The organism is Paraburkholderia sp. CNPSo 3274 (assembly GCF_024206475.1).
Classification (GTDB): domain Bacteria; phylum Pseudomonadota; class Gammaproteobacteria; order Burkholderiales; family Burkholderiaceae; genus Paraburkholderia.
This window is the reverse complement of record NZ_JAMBPR010000069.1, coordinates 30,905-49,039: the sequence shown is the minus strand read 5'-3', so window position 1 is coordinate 49,039 and position 18,135 is coordinate 30,905. Positions and strand designations below refer to the sequence as shown.

18 protein-coding genes are annotated in these 18,135 nt (G+C 65.5%); 15 read left to right on the top strand and 3 right to left on the bottom strand.

Annotated features, from left to right (window positions below; translation table 11 throughout):
• The 7 genes from M3I54_RS34230 to ftsB all read left to right on the top strand — a co-directional run.
• Nucleotides 1-178: transposase domain-containing protein (locus tag M3I54_RS34230; RefSeq protein ID WP_254343812.1), on the top strand; the 178-nt coding region annotated here is incomplete at its 5' end.
• Between the two features lie 116 nt (nucleotides 179-294).
• Nucleotides 295-2,799 carry a ComEC/Rec2 family competence protein gene (locus tag M3I54_RS34225; RefSeq protein WP_375542263.1) on the top strand — a complete coding sequence of 835 codons (2,505 nt, stop codon included), beginning with the start codon at nucleotides 295-297 and terminating at the stop codon, nucleotides 2,797-2,799.
• Between the two features lie 76 nt (nucleotides 2,800-2,875).
• Nucleotides 2,876-3,679: an alpha/beta fold hydrolase gene (locus M3I54_RS34220; protein ID WP_254343806.1), complete on the top strand. Its 804-nt coding sequence runs from the start codon at nucleotides 2,876-2,878 to the stop codon at nucleotides 3,677-3,679.
• A gap of 139 nt (nucleotides 3,680-3,818) precedes the next feature.
• On the top strand, nucleotides 3,819-5,480 hold the full coding sequence (locus M3I54_RS34215; RefSeq protein ID WP_254343804.1) for a CTP synthase: 1,662 nt from the start codon (nucleotides 3,819-3,821) through the stop codon (nucleotides 5,478-5,480).
• Nucleotides 5,477-6,331 (top strand): 3-deoxy-8-phosphooctulonate synthase, encoded by an 855-nt coding sequence (gene kdsA / locus M3I54_RS34210; protein WP_254343802.1) that lies wholly within the window; start codon nucleotides 5,477-5,479, stop codon nucleotides 6,329-6,331. Before M3I54_RS34215 ends, kdsA begins: the two co-directional genes overlap by 4 nt.
• Before the next feature lie 334 nt (nucleotides 6,332-6,665).
• On the top strand, nucleotides 6,666-7,949 hold the full coding sequence (eno, locus tag M3I54_RS34205) for a phosphopyruvate hydratase (RefSeq protein ID WP_064268981.1): 1,284 nt from the start codon (nucleotides 6,666-6,668) through the stop codon (nucleotides 7,947-7,949).
• Between the two features lie 101 nt (nucleotides 7,950-8,050).
• Nucleotides 8,051-8,473 carry a cell division protein FtsB gene (gene ftsB / locus M3I54_RS34200; RefSeq protein ID WP_254343800.1) on the top strand — a complete coding sequence of 141 codons (423 nt, stop codon included), beginning with the start codon at nucleotides 8,051-8,053 and terminating at the stop codon, nucleotides 8,471-8,473.
• 104 nt (nucleotides 8,474-8,577) lie between these two features.
• On the opposite strand, the gene M3I54_RS34195 is transcribed toward ftsB, so the two are convergent.
• The 3 genes from M3I54_RS34195 to M3I54_RS34185 all read right to left on the bottom strand — a co-directional run bounded on the left by M3I54_RS34195 (nucleotide 8,578) and on the right by M3I54_RS34185 (nucleotide 10,703).
• Nucleotides 8,578-8,937: a hypothetical protein gene (locus M3I54_RS34195; protein ID WP_254343811.1), complete on the bottom strand. Its 360-nt coding sequence runs from the start codon at nucleotides 8,935-8,937 to the stop codon at nucleotides 8,578-8,580.
• A 212-nt stretch (nucleotides 8,938-9,149) separates the two neighbouring features.
• Entirely contained in the window at nucleotides 9,150-10,112 is a 963-nt protein-coding gene (hslO, locus tag M3I54_RS34190; RefSeq protein ID WP_254343798.1) for an Hsp33 family molecular chaperone HslO, read from the bottom strand.
• 66 nt (nucleotides 10,113-10,178) lie between these two features.
• Nucleotides 10,179-10,703, bottom strand: coding sequence for a gamma carbonic anhydrase family protein (locus M3I54_RS34185; protein ID WP_254343796.1), 525 nt, complete (start codon nucleotides 10,701-10,703; stop codon nucleotides 10,179-10,181).
• Nucleotides 10,704-10,893: 190 nt separating this feature from the next.
• Here M3I54_RS34185 and M3I54_RS34180 point away from each other — a divergent pair, with 190 nt between their 5' ends.
• The 8 genes from M3I54_RS34180 (at nucleotide 10,894) to dapA (ending at nucleotide 18,022) form a co-directional block, all read left to right on the top strand.
• The gene (locus tag M3I54_RS34180; protein ID WP_254343788.1) at nucleotides 10,894-11,799 is read left to right on the top strand and encodes a ferritin-like domain-containing protein; all 906 of its coding nucleotides are present in this window, start codon (nucleotides 10,894-10,896) and stop codon (nucleotides 11,797-11,799) included.
• Between the two features lie 61 nt (nucleotides 11,800-11,860).
• Nucleotides 11,861-12,754, top strand: a complete 894-nt coding sequence (locus tag M3I54_RS34175; RefSeq protein WP_254343786.1) for an alpha/beta fold hydrolase — start codon at nucleotides 11,861-11,863, stop codon at nucleotides 12,752-12,754.
• 108 nt (nucleotides 12,755-12,862) lie between these two features.
• Complete coding sequence (locus M3I54_RS34170; protein WP_254343784.1) at nucleotides 12,863-13,693, top strand: 3',5'-nucleoside bisphosphate phosphatase; 831 nt, start codon at nucleotides 12,863-12,865, stop codon at nucleotides 13,691-13,693.
• Nucleotides 13,694-13,857: 164 nt separating this feature from the next.
• Complete coding sequence (locus M3I54_RS34165; protein ID WP_254343782.1) at nucleotides 13,858-14,496, top strand: L-threonylcarbamoyladenylate synthase; 639 nt, start codon at nucleotides 13,858-13,860, stop codon at nucleotides 14,494-14,496.
• Nucleotides 14,497-14,557: 61 nt separating this feature from the next.
• Nucleotides 14,558-15,223, top strand: coding sequence for a site-2 protease family protein (locus M3I54_RS34160; protein ID WP_233881344.1), 666 nt, complete (start codon nucleotides 14,558-14,560; stop codon nucleotides 15,221-15,223).
• 4 nt (nucleotides 15,224-15,227) lie between these two features.
• Nucleotides 15,228-16,430 carry a tryptophan--tRNA ligase gene (locus M3I54_RS34155; protein WP_254343780.1) on the top strand — a complete coding sequence of 401 codons (1,203 nt, stop codon included), beginning with the start codon at nucleotides 15,228-15,230 and terminating at the stop codon, nucleotides 16,428-16,430.
• 8 nt (nucleotides 16,431-16,438) lie between these two features.
• Nucleotides 16,439-17,020: a bifunctional 2-polyprenyl-6-hydroxyphenol methylase/3-demethylubiquinol 3-O-methyltransferase UbiG gene (locus M3I54_RS34150; protein ID WP_254343778.1), complete on the top strand. Its 582-nt coding sequence runs from the start codon at nucleotides 16,439-16,441 to the stop codon at nucleotides 17,018-17,020.
• Nucleotides 17,021-17,116: 96 nt separating this feature from the next.
• On the top strand, nucleotides 17,117-18,022 hold the full coding sequence (gene dapA / locus M3I54_RS34145; protein WP_254343777.1) for a 4-hydroxy-tetrahydrodipicolinate synthase: 906 nt from the start codon (nucleotides 17,117-17,119) through the stop codon (nucleotides 18,020-18,022).
• Nucleotides 18,023-18,135: the final 113 nt, after the last annotated feature.

Genomic DNA, 18,135 nt, shown 5'->3' with positions numbered 1-18,135 from the left:
CACCGTCGAAGGCGCGAACGCGAGCGCCAATCTCTATACGCTCGTCGAGACCTGCAAGGCAAACAGCATCGATCCCTACCGGTACCTCACCTGGCTGTTCCAACACCTGCCTCTGGCGAAAACCGTCGACGACTACGACGCGTTGCTTCCCTGGAAAATGCCGGCGGACCTCCGCTGACCCGCATCACTATCACACCTCACGCGCTCCGCTACCATACTCTGAAGGGCGTCGTTCGTGGATCGCATACGCTCGTTCTGGCAACCGTGCTTGCGGCCGGGTGGGCGGCATGGGCGTTGGGCGTCGCGCAACCGGCGGATGAGTCTCGCGAAACGTCTCGCCGGGTGTTCGGCTTGTCTTGCGGGCGACGCTGGCGCATCGCGAGCGGCTGGGCGGCGGTGTGGTTTGCGGCCGGATGCGCGGGCTTTGGCTACGCGGCGTGGCGCGCCGAAACGCGGCTTGCAGAGGCGCTTCCGGCTGCCTGGCAGACGCGCGACATAGACATCACCGGCTATATCTCCAGCTTGCCTTCTTACGGCGCGAACGGCGCGAGCTTCCTCTTTCGCGTCGAATCCTGGGAAGCGCACAAAGCCGCCACGCCGCTACCGCATTTGATTCAATTGTCGTGGGTGGCGCGCGAGGCTCCGCCGCCGCCGCTTGTGCCCGGCGCGCGCTGGCGCCTTGCCGTGCGGCTCAAACGCCCGCATGGCAACGGCAACTTCGGCCTGCGCGACACGGAAGCCGCGCTGCTCGCGCGCGGCGTGCGCGCCAGCGGCTATGTCAGCGATCCCGGGCATGCCGTGCGTCTGCCCGTTGACGCCACCGGCATCGGCGTGCGCATCGAGCGGGCTCGCGCCGCGCTGCGTGCGCGCGTCGACGCGGTGCTCGGCGATGCGCCGCATCGCGGCATCGTCATCGCGCTCGCAATCGGCGCGCAGGACGCGGTCAGCGACGCGGACAGGCGTCTCATGCGCAATACGGGCACGAGCCATCTGGTGGCGATTTCCGGGCTGCATCTCGCGTTCGTCGCGGGGCTCGCGGGGTGGGGCGCGGGCGTGCTGTGGCGGCGCGCCCGCTGGCGCGGCGTCGAGGCGCCGCTCATCGTGCCCGCGCAGAGGGTTGCCGTTGCGGGCGCGTTGCTCGTAGCGGGAGTGTATGCCGCGATCGCCGGCTTCAATGTGCCGGTGCAGCGCGCGCTCTGGATGCTGGCGGTCGTCGCGCTCGTGCTGTTCGCCGGGCGCGAGGTCGCGCGCTCGCACGTGCTCGCGTGGGCGCTCGGGCTTGTGCTGCTGCGCGATCCGTGGGCGGTGACGGCAGCCGGCTTCTGGCTTTCGTTTTGCGCGGTCGGGGCGATCCTCTTCGCGGCGAGTGGCGTACCGCGTTTGCACAGGGACGCGCCGCAGGATTCTGCCGCGGACGCCGCCGATCCGATGCGCGACCGAACTGAGCCATTGGCGGGGCCGACCGCGCGCGACGGCTGGCTGCGACGTCTTGCCGCCATGATTTTTCCGGCCGGCGGCTGGCGCGGGGCGCTACGACGTCTTGCGTCACGCCTTGGCGATAGCGCTCGTGTGCAGTGGGCCGTGACGCTGGCGCTCGCGCCGCTCACAGCGTACTGGTTCGCGCAAATACCGCTCATCGGTCCGGTCGCCAATGCGTTTGCGATTCCCTGGGTGAGCATGCTCGTCACGCCGCTGGTCATCGCGAGCGCAGCGCTGCCCGCGCCGATCGACGCGCTCGCGCTGCGCGCGGCGCATAGCTGCCTCGATTGGCTGGCCGTGGCGCTGAGCGCGATGGAGAGCCTGCCGTGGGCGGTTCTGCGGTTGCCGCAACCCGGAGCGTGGCCGCTCGCCTGTGCTGCCGTGGGCGTCGCCTGGTGGCTTGCGCCGCGCGGCTGGCCGCTGCGCTGGATCGCGCCCTTCACGTGGCTGCCGTTACTGCTGCCTGCGCCCACGGGCACCCCGCCGGGCGCTTTCCGGCTCACGGCGCTCGACATTGGGCAGGGCACATCGGTGCTGGTCGAAACCGCCCGGCATCGCCTGCTTTTCGACGCGGGCCCGGGCCCCGAGTCCACGCAGGCGGGCGAGCGCATCGTCGTTCCGTACCTGCAGGCGCACGGCATAGGGCGCCTTGACGCGCTGATGATCAGCCACGACGACTCCGATCATTCGGGCGGCGCGCAAGCTGTGCTCGATGCCGTCGACGTGGGGACATTCGTGGCCGCCATACTGCCCTCGCATCCGCTGTGGGCGAGCGCGCGCACAAAGGGCGCGCGGACCGTGCAGTGCGCCGCGGGACAGCGCTGGCGATGGGATGGCGTCGACTTCGAGGTGCTGTGGCCCGACCCCGGGCCGCTCGCGGGCAAACCCAATGCGCATTGCTGCGTCCTGCGGGTGATGGCGGCGGCAAGCGCCGCGCCCAACGCGCGAGACGGCCTGGTTTCCGCGCTGATCGCCGCCGACATCGAAGCGGGCGTCGAACGCACGCTGGTCGCGCGCGACCCTGTGCGGCTGCGCGCACAGGTGCTGGTCGTGCCGCACCACGGCAGCCGCAGCTCGTCGACTGAACCGTTCCTCGATTCTGTCTGGCCGCTCGTCGCGATATTTCAGGTAGGCTATCTGAACCGCTTTCATCATCCGCATCCGGGCGTCTACGCGCGCTACGCGGCCCGCCAGATCGTGCTCGCGCGCAGCGACGCGGATGGCGCCGCGCGGGTCGAGGCTCGACCCGGCGCACTCGCCGTCGAGCGCTTTCGCGATACGCAGCGGCGCTACTGGATGGACCTGCCAACGCAGGAATGACGCGCCGGGCCGATAGCAGCGTGAGCGAAAGCGCGAACGACGAAAGAGATCAACAAAATAGAGAGACAAGCCGCCTTTGAAAAACGTCATCCATTTCTCGCACGCGAATGGCTTTCCGGCCTCGACGTATCGCACGTTCTTCGCCGAACTGGGCGACAACTACGAGCTGCGCTACATCGAGCGCATCGGCCACGACGCGCGCTTTCCGGTCACCCGCGACTGGCCGCATCTCGTCGAGCAACTGCTCGACGACATTGGCCGCACCTACGAGGAGCCCGTGTGGCTCGTCGGCCATTCGCTCGGCGGCTATCTCTCGTTGATGGCCGCGCTGAAAAAGCCGCAGTGGGTCAAGGGCGTCGTGATGCTCGATTCGCCCGTGATCGCGGGCTGGCGCAGCAGCATGCTGCGGGTTTCGCAGTGGACCGGCCTCGACGACCGCCTGTCGCCTGCCGTCGCCACGCGCACGCGCCGCACGAACTGGGCGAGCCGCGACGAGGCCTGGCGGCATTTCCATTCGAAGGCGGCGTTCGCGCGCTGGGACGAGCGCGTGCTATCCGACTATGTCGACTTCGGCATTCCTCAGACCTCGGTCGACGGCGGCCGCACGCTCGCCTTCGACCGCCACACCGAATACATGATTTACCGCACGCTGCCGCACACGCTCGGCGCGCGACTCGTGCACGGGTCGCCCGTGCCGGTGAGCTTCGTCGCGGGCACGCAGTCGCGCGAAGTCCGCCAGGTCGGGCTTGCGGCAACACGGCGCATTGCCGGCGAGCGCTTCGAGTGGATCGAGGGCAGTCATCTGTATCCCATGGAGCGTCCGATCGAGACCGCGCGCGCGGTGCAGCGCATGCTTTACGCCATGGAAAACGGAGCCTGAGCGGCCGTCTTTCGGCGCGGCTGCTTGCGGGGCAGGGTACAGCGCAGGGCTACGCGCCGCGCATCGTTTCTGCTCGCTCAAAATGCAGGGTTAGCCCTTGCTTTCAGGTATAATCCGTTTTTCCCGCGAGCATCCAGCGATGACCAAATATGTTTTCGTCACCGGCGGCGTAGTTTCCTCCCTTGGCAAGGGTATTGCCGCCGCCTCCCTCGCCGCGATCCTCGAATCGCGCGGTCTGAAAGTCACCCTCCTCAAGCTCGATCCCTACATCAACGTCGACCCCGGCACGATGAGCCCGTTTCAGCACGGCGAAGTGTTCGTGACGGAAGACGGAGCGGAAACCGACCTCGACCTTGGCCACTACGAGCGCTTCATCTCCACGAAGATGCGCAAGGCCAACAACTTCACCACGGGCCAGATTTACGAATCGGTGATCCGCAAGGAACGCCGCGGCGACTATCTGGGCAAGACCGTGCAGGTCATTCCGCACATCACGAACGAGATCCAGGCGTTCATCGAACGCGGCGCCGCATCGGCGACGTGCGGTGAGCCGGATGTCGCGATCGTCGAAGTAGGCGGCACGGTGGGCGACATCGAGTCGCTGCCGTTCCTCGAAGCCGCGCGTCAGATGAGCCTGCGCCTTGGCCGTAACAGCGCGTGCTTCGTGCACCTCACGCTCGTGCCGTTCATCGCCACGGCGGGTGAGCTCAAGACCAAGCCCACGCAGCACAGCGTGCAGAAGCTGCGCGAAATCGGTATCTATCCGAACGTGCTGCTGTGCCGCGCCGACCGCCGCATTCCCGACGACGAGCGCTCGAAGATCTCGATGTTCTCGAACGTGCCCGAAGACGCCGTGATCTCGGTGTGGGACGCCGACAGCATCTACAAGATCCCGCAGATGCTGCACGACCAGGGCCTCGACTCGATCGTGTGCGACGAACTGAAGCTATCCGCCAAGCCGGCCGATCTGTCGATGTGGGCGGAAATGGTCGAGAAGCTCGAGCATCCGAAGCACGAAGTCACGATCGGCATGGTCGGCAAGTACGTCGACCTGACCGAGTCGTACAAGTCGCTCATCGAAGCGCTGCGCCACGCGTCGATCAAGACCTCGGCGAAGGTGAACATCGAGTACATCGACTCCGAGCAGATCGACGAAGAGGGTGTCGAGGGCCTCAAGCATCTCGACGCGATCCTCGTGCCGGGCGGTTTCGGCCGTCGCGGCACCGAAGGCAAGATCAAGGCCATCCAGTACGCTCGCGAAGCGAAGGTGCCGTACCTCGGCATCTGCCTCGGCATGCAGCTCGCCGTCATCGAATTCGCGCGCGACGTGGTGGGCCTGAAGCACGCGAACAGCACGGAATTCGATCCGGACACGCCCGACCGCGTCGTCGCGCTCATCACCGAATGGGCCGACCGCGAAGGCAAGGTCGAGAAGCGCACCGAAAACTCGGATCTCGGCGGCACGATGCGCCTGGGTTCGCAGCGCTGCCCGATCAAGCCCGGCACGCTCGCGGCAGAAATCTATGGCAAGGACGTGAACGAGCGCCACCGTCACCGTTATGAAGTCAATAACGGCTACGTGCCCAAGCTCGAAGCCGGCGGCCTTATCATCAGCGCCCGTACGCCGACTGAAGATCTGCCGGAAATGATGGAACTGCCGCGCGACATGCACCCGTGGTTCGTCGGCGTCCAGTTCCACCCGGAATTCACGTCCACGCCGCGTGACGGCCATCCGCTCTTCAAGGCGTATGTCGAAGCGGCAGTCGCGCACCATGAGGCGCGCGCCGAGGAGAAAGCATGAATCTGTGCGGTTTCGAGGTAGGCCTCGACAAGCCGTTCTTCCTGATCGCGGGCACCTGTGTCGTCGAATCCGAACAGATGACGATCGACACGGCGGGCCGCCTGAAGGAAATCACGTCGAAGCTCGGCATTCCGTTCATCTACAAGTCGTCTTACGACAAGGCCAATCGTTCGAGCGGCAAGTCGTTTCGTGGCCTCGGGATGGACGAGGGCCTGCGCATCCTTTCCGAAGTGAAGCGTCAGCTCGGCTTGCCCGTGCTGACCGACGTGCACGCGGAAGAAGAGATCGGGCCCGTGGCTTCGGTCGTAGACGTGCTGCAGACGCCCGCGTTCCTGTGCCGCCAGACCGACTTCATCCACGCATGCGCGCGCTCGGGCAAGCCTGTCAACATCAAGAAAGGCCAGTTCCTCGCGCCGCACGACATGAAGAACGTGATCGACAAGGCTCGCGAAGCCGCGCGTGAGGCGGGTCTTTCCGAAGACCGCTTCTTCGCCTGCGAGCGTGGTGTTTCGTTCGGTTACAACAACCTCGTCTCGGACATGCGCTCGCTCGCTATCATGCGCGAGACGGGGGCGCCGGTCGTGATGGACGTGACCCACTCGGTGCAGTTGCCGGGCGGGCAGGGCACGAGCTCGGGCGGTCAGCGCGAATTCGTGCCGGTGCTGGCTCGCGCGGCCGTCGCTACGGGCGTGGCGGGTCTCTTCATGGAGACGCACCCGAACCCCGCGCAGGCGAAGTCCGACGGCCCGAACGCCGTGCCGCTTAACCGCATGGCCGACCTGCTCGAAACCCTCGTGACGCTCGACCAGGCGGTCAAGCGCACGCCGTTCCTCGAGAACGACTTCAGCTAAGCCGGCAATTACGTAGTACAGCGCGCCGCTTCGATTGCATGAGCGGCGCGATGGAGGAGCAGCGCGGCGCAGGAACGCGCGCACAGCGGTGTCATGCAACGACATCATGCTGTGCGCAGCGGAGCCAAGGCACCGCGCTCGATGTACAAGGCAGCGTGGCAGCGCATCGGTCACTGGAACGTGACCGTCGCGCTGCGGCAAGTTGAACCTGGCGAGCACGCAGCCTGTCCCATGTGACAGTGTGCCCCGAACGAGCATAGAAACTGTGCCTCGCGGGCCGATGCAGCAGGCGGCGCAGCTCGCGCAAGAATTACTGTCATTTCCTGAGGAAACCATGAGTGCAATCGTAGATATCATCGGTCGCGAGATTCTGGATTCGCGCGGCAATCCCACCGTCGAATGCGACGTGCTGCTCGAATCGGGCACGATGGGCCGCGCGGCGGTGCCGTCGGGCGCATCCACGGGCTCGCGTGAAGCGATCGAACTGCGCGACGGCGAAGCCGGCCGCTACAACGGCAAGGGCGTGCTGAAGGCCGTCGAGCACATCAACACCGAAATCTCCGAGGCGATCATGGGCCTCGACGCGTCGGAACAAGCTTTCCTCGACAAGACCCTGCTCGAGCTCGACGGCACCGACAACAAGTCGCGCCTTGGCGCAAACGCCATGCTGGCCGTTTCGATGGCTGTTGCGAAGGCCGCCGCTGAAGAGGCCGGCCTGCCGCTGTACCGCTACTTCGGCGGCTCGGGCGCGATGCAACTGCCGGTCCCGATGATGAACATCGTCAACGGCGGCGCGCACGCGAACAACAGCCTCGACATTCAGGAATTCATGATCGTGCCGGTGAGCCAGCCGACCTTCCGTGAAGCACTGCGTTGCGGCGCGGAAGTGTTCCACGCGCTCAAGAAGATCCTCTCGGATCGTGGCATGAGCACGGCAGTGGGCGACGAAGGCGGCTTCGCACCGAACTTCGGCAGCAACGACGAGTGCCTCTCGACCATCCTGCAAGCCATCGAGAAGGCAGGCTACCGCGCCGGTGAAGACGTCCTGCTCGCGCTCGACTGCGCAGCGAGCGAGTTCTACCACGACGGCAAGTACCAGCTCGCGGGCGAAGGCCTGCAACTGTCGTCGACGGAGTTCGCGGACTACCTCGCGAACCTCGCCGACAAGTTCCCGATCGTCTCGATCGAAGACGGCATGCACGAAAGCGACTGGGCAGGCTGGAAGACGCTCACCGACAAGCTCGGCAAGAAGGTCCAGCTCGTGGGCGACGACCTGTTCGTCACCAACACGCGAATCCTGAAGGAAGGCATCGAGAAGGGCATCGCCAACTCGATCCTTATCAAGATCAACCAGATCGGCACGCTGACGGAAACCTTCGCGGCAATCGAAATGGCCAAGCGCGCCGGTTACACGGCCGTGATCTCGCACCGCTCGGGCGAAACCGAAGACTCGACGATCGCTGACATCGCCGTGGGCCTGAACGCGGGTCAGATCAAGACCGGTTCGCTCTCACGCAGCGACCGCATCTCGAAGTACAACCAGCTGCTGCGCATCGAGGAAGATCTCGGTGATATCGCCAGCTACCCGGGCAAGTCGGCGTTCTATAACCTCCGCTAAGCGGACCCAGCGCCGGCAGCAGCCTTGCTGTCACCCTTCGTCATCTCTCTCCGCCGCCCTGCGTATAGCGCAGGGCGGCGTGTATTTATCCGGCACCTTTCATGCGGCTTGTCACTGTCGTTCTGATCATCCTGCTTGTGCTGATCCAGTATCCGCTCTGGTGGGGCCATGGTGGTTGGCTGCGCGTGCACGAACTGCAGCAGCAACTCGCGCAGCAGCAAAAGCAGAACGACGACGAGAAACTGCGCAACGAACGCATAGCGGGCGAAGTGCAGGATCTGCAGAACGGCACGGCTGCTGTCGAGGAGCGTGCTCGCTATGAGATGGGCATGGTGAAGGACAGCGAGGTGTTCGTGCAGTTCGTCTCGCCGAACCAGACGCCGCCGGTTACGCCGAGCGGTTCGTCGAATACCTCGACGCGCGGCGAGATGTCGGCGGCGCCGGTGAGGGTGGTGCCGAACCCCGTTTCGCGTGTGCCGGAGAAGAGGCACGGGCACGGGAAGGAAGCGAAGAAGGCGGGTTAAGTACTGCGCTTGCGCTGAGCAGGCAAGGACGCAAGCAAGCAAAAGGCGCGGCATTGAGCCGCGCCTTTTTTCGTTGTACGCGTTCGCGTCGCGAAGCCGCGCGATCACCAGCCCCAACCTGGATAGCCGTAGCCAATACCCGTACCCCAGCCGTGCCCCCAACCGCCGCTGTAATAGCTGCCGTAGACGGTGACCGGTGGCGCATACGCGCGCGACCAGGCTTGTGCGGCAGCTTCCGCTGCCATGGCGTTGTCCTGTTCGGCGAGCGCCTGACGGTCGATCGCGTCGTAGCGCGCCTTTTCGTCAGGCGTAAGCACTGGCGCGGTGGCCGGGAGGCCCGACTGCGCCGGGGGCAGTCGGCTGTAGATCGGCGACGGGCCCGGGGGGTCCATCATGCAGCCGCTCATCGACGCAATGGCCGCGCCGAGCGTCGTGAGTACTAGCAGCGCGCTCACGCGCGGCATGCGGTCGCGTAACGGAAGTACGAAGCGTTTGTTCTTGATCATGCTTCTCTCCATCTATCGGACGCCTAAGTAATTCGAGATGAAGGCAGGTCCACATTTCGATTCGGCCCCCGGGCCTCTCGACGTGCGCGCTGCGCAGGGCGGCGACGCAACACGCGTTGCGCCGCACAGGCGTTATCGCCTCAGTGTGCCCTCGTGCGCTTCAGTTTGCCTCAGTGGCGACGCTCCGCAGCGGGGCTCACGCTTTCTGAGAGCCCGGTCACGGCAAAAAGTTGCGCGACGTCCACAGGGTCGAACTCATAACGCTGATTGCAGTAGTCGCAATGAATCTCGACATGACCGCGTTCCTCGATCACGCCGTCGACTTCCTCGCGGCCCAGCATCTTGAGCATCGCGCCCACCTTCTCGCGCGAGCACGAACACTGGAAGCGCGGGGCAAGCGGCTCGAAGTGACGCACGTTCTCCTGCCAGAAGAGGCGGCGGAACAACGTCTCGCCGTCTTCCTTGAGCATTTCGTCTCGCTTGAGCGTGCCGCCGAGCGTGCAAACGCGCTCCCAGGTATCGAGGTCGTGCTCGCCCTGGTGCGGCACGATCCCGCCATCGCCCGGCAGCTTCTGGAGCAGCATGCCGACTGCGCGGTCGTCGTTTGCGGCGAGCCAAAGGCGCGAGTCGAGCTGTTCCGAGTGATGCATGTAATGCTCGAGCACGGCGGCGATCGACTTGAGCGGGCCATCTTCGCCATTCAGCGGCACGATGCCCTGGTAGGGCTGCTGGCCTGGCTGCTTTTTCGCGGGGTCGAGCGTGATCACGCAGCGGCCCTGGCCGTCCGGATTCACGAGGTCGGCGAACGTGAGTTCTTCGCCGAGCGGCAGGGCGTTTTCGCCCGTGAAGTCTTCGCCGAGGCGCGCGGTGGCGCGCATCGTCAGATCGGAGCCGCACTGCACGACCAGCATCTTCACGGGGCCGTCGCCGAAAATCTGCATGATCAGCGTACCGTCGAACTTGAGATTCGCCGAGAGCAGCGCGCACGCCGCCATCATCTCGCCGAGCACGGTGCGCACGGGCGTCGGATACTGGCGGCGCTTGAGCACTTCCTGCCAGGTGTTGCCCAGCGAGACAATCTCGCCGCGCACCGGCGCGGCGCTGAACATGAATTTTTGCAACTGGTCGTTCACAATCTTTTCCTTCGTTTCAATCGGGGCGGCGCGGCACGCGCCGCACACGGCGAGAGCGTGCCGCTCTCAACCGATGCGCACGAGCTGCGCCTTGAAATATTCGCGGCGCTGCGCGTAGACGTCCGCGTTGCGCTTAAGGCCGGCGATGTCGGCCTCGGTCAGTTCACGCACGACTTTGGCCGGCGCGCCGAGAATCAGCGAGTTGTCGGGGAACACCTTGCCTTCCGTGACCACCGCACCCGCGCCAACCAGACAGTTGCGGCCGATTACCGCGCCATTCAAGACCACGGCCTGAATGCCGATCAGTGCGCCTTCCTTCACGGTGCAGCCGTGCAGCATGGCCTGATGGCCCACAGTCACGTTCGCCTCGAGCGTGAGCGGGTAGCCGGGATCCGTGTGGAGCACCGCGCCTTCCTGAACGTTGCTGCGCGCGCCGACGGTGATCGGCTCGTTGTCGCCGCGCAGCGTCGCGCCAAACCAGACGCTCGAGTCTTCGGCCAGTTCAACCTTGCCGATGACGACCGCGTTGTCCGCGACGAACACGCTCTCGTGAATGGTCGGTGCGGCAACGCCTAGCTTGTAGATGGCCACGGTGTTGAGTCTCCTATGTCTTTCGGGGCTGCTGCCGGTCTGCTGGCGACGCGCAATGGCTGCGCACGACGCAGGGCAGGTGAATCGCGTATTGTAAACGGTTGCGTGCGCGGTCCGCTTGGTGTGCTTTTCGGGCGCCCCCGCGCGACAGTTTTCCAGTCCCGCTTTTCGGTCCCTGTTTCTTCTGCCGATGAATTCCGTTTTCTCCGCCGCTAGCGCCAGCGCTGATGTCCCAAGACCAACAGATGCCGAGCCCACCTGCTGGCGCCTCGCCGCGCTCGCCGCGCTGCGCGAATGTGACCCGGTCGCCAAAGCCGATGCGGTGCGCGCGCTATACGCGCAGAGTCAGGCTCAGGCGGCTGCGCCTCGCTGGGAACCGCAACGCGCTATCCCGACGCCGGCCGGCTTGCCTGGCCGCCCCGCCGAGCCGCCGCTCGTCGAGCCACGCGAACTGCAGCGCCGCAGCATGAGCACGCCGCAGGGCCGCGTAGTGCTGCTGCACGCGCTGGCCCACATCGAATTCAATGCGATCAATCTCGCGCTCGACGCGGTCTGGCGCTTCCCCGCCATGCCTGACGCCTTCTACGCCGACTGGCTCAAGGTCGCGGCGGAAGAGGCGTATCACTTCTCGCTGCTGCGCGCGCGGCTCGCCGACTATGGTCACGCATACGGCGACTTCCCCGCGCACAACGGCCTGTGGGAGATGTGCGAGCGCACGAGCGGCGACGTGCTCGCACGCATGGCGCTGGTGCCGCGCGTGCTGGAGGCGCGCGGGCTCGACGCCTCGCCGCCCATACGTGCGCGTCTCAAACAGGCGGGCGACGACGAATCGGCCGCGATCCTCGACATTATCCTGCGCGACGAAGTGGGACACGTGCGCATCGGCAATCACTGGTTCCGCCACCTGTGCGCGGCGCGGGATCTCGACCCGCACGCGGCATGGCTCGCGCTCGCCGAGCAGTACCACGCGCCTCGCATGCGCGGTCCGTTCAACTTCGAGGCGCGCCGCTCGGCGGGTTTCGACGAAGCCGAACTGGATACGCTGGCGGCGCAGGACGCTGCGAAACAGTCAACGGAGCGTCACTCAACCGAATGATCTACCGCAGACGTCCAGCGCCTATATAATCGAACGATCATTCTTTTTTTCGGCAGCGCAAATGAGTCAATCCCGATCCGAATTCGTCGATGTCAATGGCATTCGGCTGCACGTGCGCCGCTGGGGCGCGGCGGGCGCGCCCGCGCTCTTCATGCTGCACGGCTGGATGGACGTGGCGGCGTCGTTCCAGTTTGTCGTCGATGCACTGGATGCACGCGGCGGTGACTGGCAGGTCATCGCGCCCGACTTGCGCGGCTTCGGCCTCTCCGACTGGCCCGTTGCGCGGGGACAGGGCAGCAACTACTGGTTCCCCGACTACCTCGCCGATCTCGATGCACTGCTCGCGCACTACGCGCCCGAGGGCCAGGTGGATCTCGTCGGGCACAGTCTCGGCGCGAACATCGTGTGCCTCTATGCGGGCGTGCGGCCCGAGCGCGTGCGGCGCGTGGTCGATCTGGAGGGGTTCGGCCTGCCGGCGCCGTCACCCAAGCAGGCGCCCGGGCGCATGCGCGAGTGGCTCGACGACGTGCGCACGCCGCCGCAACTGCGCACGTACGCGTCGCTCGATGAAGTCGCCGCGAGGCTCGTGAAGACAAATCCGCGCCTGATCGCGCCGCGCGCGCGCTTTCTCGCGGACCACTGGTCGAAGCCGGACGGCGAGGGCGGCTATGTGCTGCTCGGCGATCCGGCGCACAAAATGCGCGGTCCGCTGCTGTACCAACTCGACGAGGTGATGGCGATCTGGTCGCAGGTGAGTGCGAGGGTGCTGCACGTCGAGGCGGGCGGCTCCGAAACGCTCGCGCGGATCGCGGGGGCGGTGCCCATCGACGAATTCAAGAAGCGTTTCGAGGCGTTTCCCGACTGGCGCGAACGTATCGTCGATGGGGCGGGGCACATGGTGCACCACGACCAGCCGGAAGAGGTCGCGCGCCTGATCGAGGCGTTCTGCGCCTGAGCGTAAGGCACGTCGAGCGCTCATTCGGGCGGCGGCGTGGCACCAGGCGCCGCCCGACGACTTCACTGCGTTGCAGTAAAATAGACGTTCATCCTTTTCCCGCATCCAATGAACGCCGATCTCCACTGTCACTCCACTGTCTCCGACGGGCAACTGGCCCCGGCTGCCGTCGCGCAGCTGGCGAAAGCGGGTGGCGTGGGCTTGTGGGCGCTCACCGATCATGACGTGCTCGGCGGCCAGCGCGAAGCGCGCGAGGCGGCCGAGGCGCTCGGCATGCGTTATTTGAGCGGCGTCGAGATTTCGGTCACCTGGGCGTCGCGCACGGTGCACATCGTCGGTTTGCATGTGGATACGGCGTGCACCGCGCTCGTTGACGGGCTCGCACGCACACGTGACGGCCGCGCGGCGCGCGCCGAAGCCATTGGCGAGCGGCTCGGCGAACTCGGCATTCCCGACGCGTACGAAGGCGCTTTCCAGTACGTCTCGAATCCCGACTTGATCTCGCGTACCCACTTCGCGCGCTTTCTCGTGGAAAGCGGCCGTGCGCAGAACACCCAGGACGCGTTTTCGCGCTGGCTCGGCGACGGCAAGCCCGGGTACGTCGCGCACCGCTGGGCGAAGCTCGCCGACGCCGTAGCGTGGATCAAGGCGGCGGGCGGCGAGGCGATCATCGCGCATCCGGGCCGCTATGCTTACACGCAGCTCGAATTCGACGCGCTCTTCGGCGAATTCATCGATCTGGGCGGCAAGGCGATCGAAGTCGTCACCGGCAGCCATACACCCGACCAGTACGCCGAGTACGCGGCCGTCGCGAGGCGCTTTGGCTTCGAGGCGTCGCGCGGTTCGGACTTCCATGCGCCTGGGCCCGACGCGATCGAGCCGGGCACGCTGCCGCCTTTGCCTTCCGATCTCAAGCCTGTCTGGGAGCGATGGCTGTAGGTCGCGCACGGCGCGTGGCCCGCTGACCCCGCCTGTTTGCTGCAAGGCGTTTCGCGCCGCTCAATCCAGCTTTGTCGTCGCTTTGTGATACTACGTGCAGGCGGCAGCCGTTTTCGCGCACCATCCCGCTGTTTTTCATCGCCATTCGTCAGCTGATTACTGCCATGTCCCAGTTCTTTCGGCTTCACCCAGAAAACCCGCAGCCGCGTCTCGTCAAGCAGGCGGTGGAGATTATTCGTGACGGCGGTGTGATCGCCTTGCCGACCGATTCGAGCTACGCGCTCGCCGCCCGCATCGACGACAAGCAAGCTGCCGAGCGCCTGCGCCGCATCCGCGGGCTCGACGAAAAGGCGCTGCTCTCGCTGATGGTGCGGGATCTGTCCGAACTCGCGAACTTCGCCATGGTCGACAACCGCCAATACCGGCTCATCAAGTCGGTGACGCCGGGGCCGTATGTGTTCGTGCTGGTGGCGACGAAGGAAGTGCCGCGGCGCCTCTCGCATCCGTCGCGCAAGACGATCGGCCTGCGCGTGCCCGGGCATCCGATTCCGCTTGCGATTCTCGAAGAACTGGGCGAGCCGCTGCTTGCCTCCACGCTGATCTTGCCGCCCGACACCGAGCCGCTCAACGACCCCGAGGAGATTCGCGAGCGCCTCGAGAAGCAGGTCGATCTCGTGATCGACGGTGGGGCATGTCCATGCGAACCGTCCACCGTGATCGATCTCACGGGTGAGGAACCGGTGCTCGTGCGGCCGGGGCGGGGCGCGTTGGCGCCGTTCGGCATCGAAGAAGAAGAAGCGTGACGAAACATACGCGGCGTGAACGCGGCCAGAGCGCATTGACGCATTGATACAATAGCCCGCCATGGAAGCCAATCTGATTCAGACGATCGTCGTCTACGCCTTGCCGGTCATCTTCGCGATCACGCTGCACGAAGCCGCGCACGGCTACGTCGCGCGCATGCTCGGCGACAACACCGCGTATGTGCTCGGCCGCGTTTCGTTCAACCCGATGCGCCACATCGACCCGATCGGCACCATCGCCATGCCGCTCGTGCTGTATTTCCTGACGAATGGCGCGTTCGTGTTCGGTTACGCGAAGCCGGTGCCGATCGCCTTCAGCAATCTGCGCAATCCGCGCTGGGGCACGCTGTGGGTCGCGGCGGCCGGGCCGCTGTGCAACTTCGTGCAGGCCATCGTTTGGGGCGTGTTCGGCGTGGGGCTCGCGGTGCTCGGCGTGGACGAGCCGTTCTTCACGCGGATGGCCGCCGCCGGCGTGGGGGTGAATCTCGTGCTCGGCGTGCTGAACCTCTTTCCGCTGCCGCCGCTCGACGGCGGCCGCGTGCTCGGGGCGCTCCTGCCCACGCGCGCGAGCATTGCGCTCGCCCGTATCGAGCCCTATGGTTTCATCATCGTGATGGGGTTGCTCGTGAGTGGCATCTTCACGCGATTCTGGCTGCGCCCGCTCGTAAGTCTAGGTTACGACGCGGTCACGGCCATCCTTACCCCTCTTGTGTCGCTCTTTTCATAACATCATGTTCCCAGACCGTATCTTCTCCGGCATGCGGCCCACCGGGTCGCTGCACCTCGGCCACTATCACGGCGTGCTGAAAAACTGGGTGCGGCTGCAGTCCGAGTATCCGTGCTTCTTCTGCGTGGTCGACTGGCATGCGCTCACCACGCACTATGAAACGCCGGATGTCATCGAGAAGAGCGTCTGGGACGTGCTGATCGACTGGCTCGCCTCGGGCATCGACCCGAACCAGGCCACGCTCTTCATCCAGAGCCGCGTGCCGGAGCACGCCGAACTCGCGCTGCTGCTCGGCATGAGCACGCCGCTGTCGTGGCTCGAACGCGTGCCGACCTACAAGGAACAGATCGAGAAGCTGCGCGACAAGGACCTCGGTACCTACGGCTTCCTTGGCTACCCGGTGCTCATGGCAGCCGATATTCTGCTGTACCGTGCTTCGCTCGTGCCGGTGGGCGAGGATCAGGTGCCGCACGTCGAGATGGCGCGCGAAATGGCGCGGCGCTTCAACTACATGTACGGCCGCGAGCCGGACTTCGAAGAGAAGGCCAACGATGCGGCGAAGAAGCTGGGCGGCAAGCGCTCGAAGCTCTACCACGAGCTGCGCAACGCTTATCAGCAGGAAGGCAATGAAGAGGCGCTCGAACAGGCCCGCGCGATGCTCTCGGAGTCGCAAAGCCTCTCGATGAGCGATCGCGAGCGTCTCTTCGGCTACCTCGAAGGCTCGCGCAAGATCATCCTGCCGGAGCCGCAGGTGCTGCTTACGGAAGCCTCGCGCATGCCGGGCCTCGACGGCCAGAAGATGTCGAAGTCGTACGGCAACACGATTGGCTTGCGTGAAGACGCCGAGTCGATCACGAAGAAGGTCCGCACCATGCCGACCGACCCCGCGCGCGTGCGCCGCACCGATCCGGGCGATCCGGACAAGTGCCCGGTGTGGCAACTCCACCAGGTCTACACGGACGAGCAGACACACGACTGGGTGCAGAAAGGTTGCCGTTCGGCCGGCATCGGTTGTCTGGAGTGCAAGCAGCCGGTGATCGAGGGCATCCTGCGCGAGCAGCAGCCTATGCTCGAGCGCGCGCAGAAGTACATGGACGACCCGTCGCTGCTGCGTGCAATCGTCGCGGACGGCTGCGACAAGGCGCGCAAGTTCGCCAACGAGACGATGCGCGATGTGCGTGAGGCCATGGGCCTCTCGTACAACTGATCGAGCTGATGACGTCGACGCCTGCCGCCGGTTCGCTGGCCCACGGGCTTTCCGAGCCTTCGCGCTGGGTGCGCCGCTGGGCGCACCTCATCGCGCCCGGCGGCACGGTGCTCGACGTGGCCTCCGGCGCGGGCCGACACACGCGCTGGCTGGCTGGCCAAGGCCACCCGGTGACGGCGCTCGATCGCGACGCCGCCGCGCTCGCCACGTTGCATGACGTAGCAGGCGTCGCGACTTTGGCGTGCGACCTCGAAGGCGCGCCCTGGCCGCTCATGCCGGACGCCCGCTTTGCTGCCGTGGTCGTCACGAACTATCTGCACCGCCCGCTCATGCCCCGTCTCATCGAGGCGCTGGCGCCGGGCGGCGTCCTGATCTACGAAACCTTCGCTCAGGGCAACGAGACTGTGGGGAAACCATCGAACCCCGCCTTCCTGCTCGCTCCCGGCGAGTTATTGGCCGTCTGTACGCCCGCGCTGCGGGTAATCGCCTATCAGGACGGTTTTCTCTCGCAACCCCGTGAGGCGTATATTCAGCGCATCTGCGCGGTACGGGAAAAAAACGACCTCAGTGTCCCTCGAAAGAGCCAGTAATGTACCTGAGAACCAGGTACTACCCGTAACGCGTTACGATCTGACCGGCTAATCCGCTACAATCGCGGTTTAACCGACTCATTTTTCTGGCGTTTCATGGCTAACGGCACTCAGGACGGCATTACGCTGCAAGGCAGCATTCCCGCGATCGTCACCCCCATGCACGAGGACGGCAGTCTCGACCTGCCGGCATTCCGCAAACTGATCGACTGGCACGTGGAAGAGGGGACGGATGCCCTCGTCGTCGTCGGTACGAGCGGGGAGTCCGCCACGCTTGACGTCGAAGAACACATCCTGATGATCAAGACGGCGGTCGAGCACGCCGCTGGCCGTATGCCGATCATCGCGGGCGCCGGCGGCAATTCCACCGCCGAGGCGATCGAACTCACGAAGCACGCGAAGGAAGTGGGCGCGCAGGCGTCGCTCCAGGTCGTGCCCTATTACAACAAGCCGACCCAGGAAGGCATGTACCGTCACTTCGCGAAGATCGCGGAGGACGTGGACCTGCCGGTCATCCTCTACAACGTGCCGGGCCGTACGGTCGCGGACATGGCGAACGAGACCGTCCTGCGTCTGGCCGAAGTGCCGGGCATCATCGCGGTGAAGGAAGCGACGGGCAACATCGACCGCGCCGCGTACCTCATCAAGCATGCGCCGAACGGCTTCAAGATTTTTAGCGGCGACGATCCCACGGCGATCGCGCTGATGCTGCTCGGCGGACACGGCAATATTTCGGTGACCGCGAACGTTGCGCCGCGCCAGATGAGCGACCTGTGCAAGGCCGCGCTCGCCGGCGACGCGAAAACGGCGCGTGCGATCCATATGAAGCTGTTGTCGCTTCACAAGAACCTGTTCATCGAATCGAATCCGATTCCGGTGAAGTGGGCGCTGCAGGAACTCGGCCGCATCGAAGGCGGCATCCGACTGCCGCTCACGCCGCTCGACGCGCGCTACCACGACGTGGTGCGCACCGCGCTGCGCGAAGCCGGCCTGGCTGGTTGATCCGATCATCCAGTCGCCGATTTTTCAACCGACGCCGCCACGGCCCACCCGCCCAATCACTGAAAGACTTCGGACCGACCTCGGACCCACCGTCTCGCAGAGCAAGGCTTAGC

What these genes read in the sequence shown, in the direction of transcription:
- M3I54_RS34195 (WP_254343811.1), bottom strand. Translation starts at nt 8,937, where the DNA reads ATGCCGCGCGTGAGCGCGCTGCTAGTACTCACGACGCTCGGCGCGGCC.
- ftsB (WP_254343800.1), top strand. Translation starts at nt 8,051, where the DNA reads ATGCGGCTTGTCACTGTCGTTCTGATCATCCTGCTTGTGCTGATCCAG.
- M3I54_RS34150 (WP_254343778.1), top strand. Translation starts at nt 16,439, where the DNA reads ATGACGTCGACGCCTGCCGCCGGTTCGCTGGCCCACGGGCTTTCCGAG.
- M3I54_RS34160 (WP_233881344.1), top strand. Translation starts at nt 14,558, where the DNA reads ATGGAAGCCAATCTGATTCAGACGATCGTCGTCTACGCCTTGCCGGTC.
- M3I54_RS34165 (WP_254343782.1), top strand. Translation starts at nt 13,858, where the DNA reads ATGTCCCAGTTCTTTCGGCTTCACCCAGAAAACCCGCAGCCGCGTCTC.
- M3I54_RS34155 (WP_254343780.1), top strand. Translation starts at nt 15,228, where the DNA reads ATGTTCCCAGACCGTATCTTCTCCGGCATGCGGCCCACCGGGTCGCTG.
- eno (WP_064268981.1), top strand. Translation starts at nt 6,666, where the DNA reads ATGAGTGCAATCGTAGATATCATCGGTCGCGAGATTCTGGATTCGCGC.
- M3I54_RS34180 (WP_254343788.1), top strand. Translation starts at nt 10,894, where the DNA reads ATGAATTCCGTTTTCTCCGCCGCTAGCGCCAGCGCTGATGTCCCAAGA.
- M3I54_RS34175 (WP_254343786.1), top strand. Translation starts at nt 11,861, where the DNA reads ATGAGTCAATCCCGATCCGAATTCGTCGATGTCAATGGCATTCGGCTG.
- M3I54_RS34215 (WP_254343804.1), top strand. Translation starts at nt 3,819, where the DNA reads ATGACCAAATATGTTTTCGTCACCGGCGGCGTAGTTTCCTCCCTTGGC.
- dapA (WP_254343777.1), top strand. Translation starts at nt 17,117, where the DNA reads ATGGCTAACGGCACTCAGGACGGCATTACGCTGCAAGGCAGCATTCCC.
- kdsA (WP_254343802.1), top strand. Translation starts at nt 5,477, where the DNA reads ATGAATCTGTGCGGTTTCGAGGTAGGCCTCGACAAGCCGTTCTTCCTG.
- M3I54_RS34170 (WP_254343784.1), top strand. Translation starts at nt 12,863, where the DNA reads ATGAACGCCGATCTCCACTGTCACTCCACTGTCTCCGACGGGCAACTG.